Here is a 5,650-nt window from a genome sequence, read left to right on the forward strand (position 1 = left end):
AGGGGGCGTTGATTGCAGTGGTTTAATTAAAATGAGTTATGCTCTAATATCAATGTGGCAGAGTAACTTCCCAATCAAGCCGTAAAGATCAATTAAAAACCAGTTTAAATTGATTCCAAGTCAAGGTTAAATAGCGGCCTCGTTATTGGTCATGTTTTCACAAGATGCTCGGGGACAAGGCGGTTATTTAGCAACTAAAAGAATCAGGTTGCTATTTCTTGCAGTGGATAAAAATTGCCTGCTGGTGCAGGGCTGTCCTTTTAAGTAAAAAACAGGCGGCTATGATAGTGCTCAGCTGTCTGTAAAACGCATGTTCTATTTTAGCAAAACACCGCGAATAACCCTGTTTTTTATCCCTGTTTATGGACCGCATTTAGCGTTAGACTATAATTGCAACATTCTCTTATTTAAGGAAAATAAAATGATTGAACAAGGTCAACAACTAGCGCCTGCAGTATTGAGTCAGTTAACGCCTGATGGCATGATAAATCATCAGATAACGGAACTTTTTGCGGGTAAAAAAGTCGTGTTATTTGCCGTTCCTGGCGCGTTTACACCAACCTGCTCTGAATCACATTTACCGGGTTATGTGGTATTGGCAGATCAGTTTAAAGCTAAAGGGGTGGATCTTATCGCTTGTGTAGCAGTGAACGATGCTTTTGTTATGAAGGCGTGGGGGGAAGCACACAATGCCTCTGAATTGATGATGTTGGGGGACGGGGATGCAAGTTTTACCAAGAGCTTAGGGTTGGAAATGGATACGGCCGGTTTCGGCGGTGTACGCTCCCAGCGTTATGCGATGATCATTGATGATGGTGTGGTGACGCAGCTTAATGTCGAAGCGCCAAAAGAGTTTGAAGTGAGTAAAGCGGAAGTGATGCTCGAAGCGTTGTAACCCTGACCGGCACCATAAAAGAACAGTAAAAAATAGCGCTGCTGTTATTGCTTCGCTATAAGTGCAGCTCAACGAGCTGCCAATCTTCCGCGATCGGCCTTTAATAAACCCTTTCCCATGACGCTTGCCTACTTATTTTAATAAAAAACGTCCCTATATTGCTCAGCACACTTGGTTTGCATGGTTAACGCTTGTCGGTCGTTTTGGCAAAGTGTTGTTGGCTCACCGGTAGCATTAGCTTTATTTTCCAAAGAGAGGGGGAAATGCTGAATTGCCGGTCAAACCAACTGCGGTGATCTTTGCATTAATGTCACGATAAGCCTATATCATCTGAATACTAAGCTTTTCTGCGTGTAAAACTTATCAAAATATTTGGCTGTCCAGCCTTTACTTGACGCTTGGTCTGGTCTTTTTTTTACAACAAATTGCGCTATAAATAAATTAAAAACGGTTGATTTGATTACTGTGGAGGTCAATGCAGTGACTTGATTCTGCCTGCTAAGCTGACTTTATTAACTCTATTATCCAAATTATATAAGCCACTAACAGATGACAAGCATCTTGGGAAATGCCGTTAATAGCAGTAAATTTCACTTTTTCACTTTTTATTTTACTTTTTTTTAATCTGCTTGAGAGGTGATGTTTTTATCAATATCAGCACCTGATCAACTGCTTTGTCAGCAGCGCCGGAAGCGCCTGAAGCGCTCGTTTTCTTTCTCTGAAACCCTATTCTAAGCGGATGTTATGTGCTTGATTGCCTCCATTGTAAATAAAATAAACGTTAATAATAATTATCAATAAGATAGCAATTTTCAGTGCGGGCTGGCGTTGCTAAACCCCCTTTATGTGGTAGCCTGTGGCTAAAAAAGTCAACAATTAGAACGGGTTATCTGTATGGTAATGGCGATCTATCCAGTCTGAGGCTCAGCGTGGATGGATCGATCTATTTTTGGCAATAATATAATCTTTGCCATTATTACTTTTCAGATTAAAAAATTTCTCATGGAGGAAAAATTGATGAACACACTTAAAAATTATTCAAAAAAGATATCACTATCTTTACTTATTAGCGGGTTGTTGGTGGGTAATGCCGTCGCTGGTTATCCGGAGTCTCCTGTCCAGCTTAACAGTGCGGACAATTTTGCCGTATTAAGTAAATCGGGTATTACCAATGTTTCTGACTCGATAGTTACAGGGGATATTGGTGCAAGTCCTATCACAGGGGCTGCAATGCTTCTTCGCTGTGACGAAGTGGTTGGTGATATATACGCCACCGATGCGAATGGTCCTGCACCCTGCTCAATCAATGCACCCAGCACGCTAGGTTCTGCTATTGGTGATATGGGAATCGCATACACTGATGCTGCCGGGCGAGTTTCACCGGATGAGACCGAATTGGGTGCGGGTGAAATTGGCGGATTAACGCTGACTCCCGGTCTTTATAAATGGTCTACGGATGTGGGTATTACAACCGATGTGACGCTTGAAGGCAACGCGACGGATGTGTGGATCTTACAGATTGCAGGTACACTAACCCAAGCGGCTGATAAGAAAGTAATATTGGCTGGCGGTGCATTAGCTGAGAATGTTTTCTGGCAGGTTGCTGATTCGGTTACGATTGGAACAGGTGCTCATTTTGAAGGTATTATTCTGGGTCAAAAACTGATCGCAGTGAACACCGGTGCCACTGTTAAGGGCCGATTGTTTGCACAGACAGCGGTTACTCTACAGAAGAACGAAATTACTGAGGCGCCTGTTAGTACTGAGCCGTCTGTCAATAATGAATCTGAGTAATCAGGTAAACCGCTTAGCTTGATTTAATATTTGGCCATAGCGATTCTTTCAAAAGGATGACAGATTTAGATCTGTCATCCTTTTTTGAGTTCTGCCTGCCTTGGCTCGAATGCCCAGTGCTGCCAATAAATCACTATCAGCCCGTGAGAAGCGGCACTTTCCAAATACTTTGTGCTATGTGATGCAATTGACTGATCCACTTGTTGAGTCGGCGGATAATTTCACTGGTATTTTTAATCGGGAAAGTATTTCGTCTTGAGCTATAAGTACGCTTAACCGCGTGTCAATATAGACAGCATCTACTCAGTCTAAAATGACTCTGCTGCTAATCTCTTTTCAGCAGAACAGATATAGGGTCATCGTTTTCCCCCTTGCTTTATCAGCCGCTCATGGTTAATTATTATTAATCTTCCTCAATTGGCGTTTTTATTGGGTTGAAATTCCTTATGATTTAACACCCGCTGTCATTTGTAAGCTGTTCAATAACGCTGTTCAATAACGCTGTTCGCGATTAAATAGCCTTTTTAGTACTTTTCCATATTGTAAACGTAGCTCGTTGTTGAGTAAGTAATCTGAACATTTATAACAAATGTATTAAAGATATAATCTTGTATTGTGTAGAAAAATTAATGCCAGCAAAGCATGACTGCAGGAAGTTGTTATGTATCTTTCAGTAAATTGTATCGCGCTGTAAAGCTTCTAAAAATCCAGTTTCAATAATGGGTTCTGCAGTATTTTCAATACAGGGCAACGCGTTCTTATTACGCTCTGTAACTTTGAACTGTTGAATATCACTGCCATCATTTTCTATTTTTATAATCTATTCTGGCGTTCACCGATGAGGCTGAATCGTATAAATCGCGGTGCCTTTTCCATAGAGTAAGAATAGCAATAAATCATCTGTTTTCTCTACGCTCATGTGACTATTTTGTCGGTGGAAATCATCAATATGCTGCGCGATATTTTGAGCTTATTTAAGGCTTCGATGCTTTGGTATGCAAGCGTCTCATCAGCAGATAATTTTCTTGTTTCAATAGCTACTCCATGGCGTATGCGATCGGAGTATTTATCCCAAGGTAAATTTAGCTGAGCATCTAATGGTAAAATACTGCGTTGTAAAGGTCGATTATTGCTTTGTAGTTTTACCATAACATCTACAAAGCGTGCCGTTATTTTAGATTTCCCCATATAGAACGTGAGAAAATATATTTATTTGTCAGATAAATATCATGGAGCAAAGTGATTTTCCGTTTACCGTTTTTCAGAAAAAATATCTTAAGGTTATATTAAAATAAGCAGCGGTCCATAAATCAAAATCCTTAATTTTTAATGGTTTTTGCAATTATTTCCTGTTTTTTTTATCGTGATTATGACGATTTTACAGGTGATAAGTCTTTTAATTTTCATCAGAAAATGATGAAAAGTAAGAGGTTATTCAAGGTTTTTTATCTCTATCTTCTTTGTGTGTTGATTATTAGTTGATTATTTGTTTAGTATTGATCATTTGCGCCCTTATTTTGTTCATGTAAAAGATATAATTATTTGACCTGGTGGGGCGAGTTATATACTTCTATTACCATTCAAAGGATTTGAAATGACCAAATTGACTTTAATTGTTGAGTTACCTGACGGTACACAGCAAACGCTTGCTTTATCCGAATTACAAACCCTTACTGCATTAAATGGCGCTGTTTATACCTTGGTTGAACAGGATACTCAGCGGGCACCTGATGAGTTAGTATTAAAGCGTAAAGGTGATTATTTATACATTGAAGTTGAGGGCAAGCCTGTTGCGCATATTGATGATTTTTATAGCGTCGATATGAATGCAATTTTCTCTGCGGATGGCACATCAACACCTGCCGAAGGTATGGCTGTGAGTAGCTCAGATGTGTTAGAGAGCAGTTTGGTGAATGATAATGGCGAAGCAACGGTTGTCTGGTTCGCACAAGAGAGTGGTTTGTCACCTTTAGTATGGACTGGAGGCATTCTTGCTGGTGGTATTGTTGGGGCAGTCGCGCTGTCTGGTGGGGGAGGTGGAACGCCTGAACCCAGAGATTCCAGTGCCGATAGGGTAGTAGTAAATGATATCAGCACTGATAATGTGGTGAATCATGGCGAAGCAACGGAAAATTTTAACATTACGGGGTCAGGTGAAGCGGGCGCAACGGTTAACTTAACCTTCAGCAGCGAGAGAGCCTTGGCGGACGGTAATCGCGCGATTGTGGACGATGATGGTAACTGGACGGTTGCGGTGATCGATGCTGATATTACAGCCATGGGTGAAGGCGCCGAGTCGATGACTGTCACTCAAACTGACCTTGCAGGTAACACCAGTGCTCCAAGTATTAAAACGATTAACATTGATACCACAACACCAACGGCATCGAGCCTATTGGTGACCGATGATCAGGGTTCAGTGACAGGCGCTTTAGTCTCGGGCGACAGCACCGACGATACCGCGCCGGTACTCAGTGGCAAAACGGAGGAAGGCTCAAGCGTTAATGTTTATGACGGTGATATCTTACTGGGTGCGGCGACTGTTAGCGGCGATACCTGGACCTACGAGGCCAACATCGCCGATGGCGAAACCTACGATTTTAATGTTAAAGAGACCGATGCCGCCGGCAACGAAAGTGCCGCCACCGGCAACTTCAAGGTGACCGGGGATACTATCGCACCTGTAATCAGTGGCATCTCTATCCCTGACGCGGAGATTAAAGTGAGCGATACGATTATGGTAACTCTGACGGTCGCGGACGATGGCGGTGAGACCTACAGTAATCTATCGGGCACTATTGGTGGCTTTGCCTTAAGCAATCTGCAACGTGCCAACAGCACTACCTACACCGCGGAGTTTACGGTGACCGATGGGGGGACCGATGTGGTCGCCGGCGCGGATATTCCGGTCAGCCTGACGCTGAATGACATTGCAGGGAACACCAGCGCCACCTACGTCGA

The 5,650-nt window shown here is 42.4% G+C and carries 4 protein-coding genes; 3 read left to right on the forward strand and 1 reads right to left on the reverse strand.

What is annotated here, in order from left to right; genetic code table 11:
- The first annotated feature begins 421 nt into the window (after positions 1 to 421).
- Both CXF72_RS00040 and CXF72_RS00045 read left to right on the forward strand, forming a co-directional pair.
- Positions 422 to 895 (forward strand): peroxiredoxin, encoded by a 474-nt coding sequence (locus tag CXF72_RS00040; protein ID WP_101036014.1) that lies wholly within the window; start codon positions 422 to 424, stop codon positions 893 to 895.
- Between the two features lie 1,017 nt (positions 896 to 1,912).
- Complete coding sequence (locus CXF72_RS00045) at positions 1,913 to 2,689, forward strand: ice-binding family protein (RefSeq protein WP_101036016.1); 777 nt, start codon at positions 1,913 to 1,915, stop codon at positions 2,687 to 2,689.
- A 915-nt stretch (positions 2,690 to 3,604) separates the two neighbouring features.
- Here CXF72_RS00045 and CXF72_RS00050 read toward each other — a convergent pair.
- Positions 3,605 to 3,838: a hypothetical protein gene (locus tag CXF72_RS00050; RefSeq protein ID WP_101036015.1), complete on the reverse strand. Its 234-nt coding sequence runs from the start codon at positions 3,836 to 3,838 to the stop codon at positions 3,605 to 3,607.
- 445 nt (positions 3,839 to 4,283) lie between these two features.
- On the opposite strand from CXF72_RS00050, the gene CXF72_RS00055 reads away from it, so the two are divergent.
- On the forward strand, positions 4,284 to 5,650 hold a 1,367-nt coding region (locus CXF72_RS00055), incomplete at its 3' end, for an Ig-like domain-containing protein (protein ID WP_198552443.1).

The organism is Psychromonas sp. MB-3u-54 (assembly GCF_002836415.1).
Taxonomy (GTDB): domain Bacteria; phylum Pseudomonadota; class Gammaproteobacteria; order Enterobacterales; family Psychromonadaceae; genus Psychromonas.

Excerpts from the sequence above, each read along its gene's own strand:
- CXF72_RS00040 (WP_101036014.1), top strand. The coding sequence starts at position 422 with ATGATTGAACAAGGTCAACAACTAGCGCCTGCAGTATTGAGTCAGTTA.
- CXF72_RS00045 (WP_101036016.1), top strand. The coding sequence starts at position 1,913 with ATGAACACACTTAAAAATTATTCAAAAAAGATATCACTATCTTTACTT.
- CXF72_RS00050 (WP_101036015.1), bottom strand. The coding sequence starts at position 3,838 with ATGGTAAAACTACAAAGCAATAATCGACCTTTACAACGCAGTATTTTA.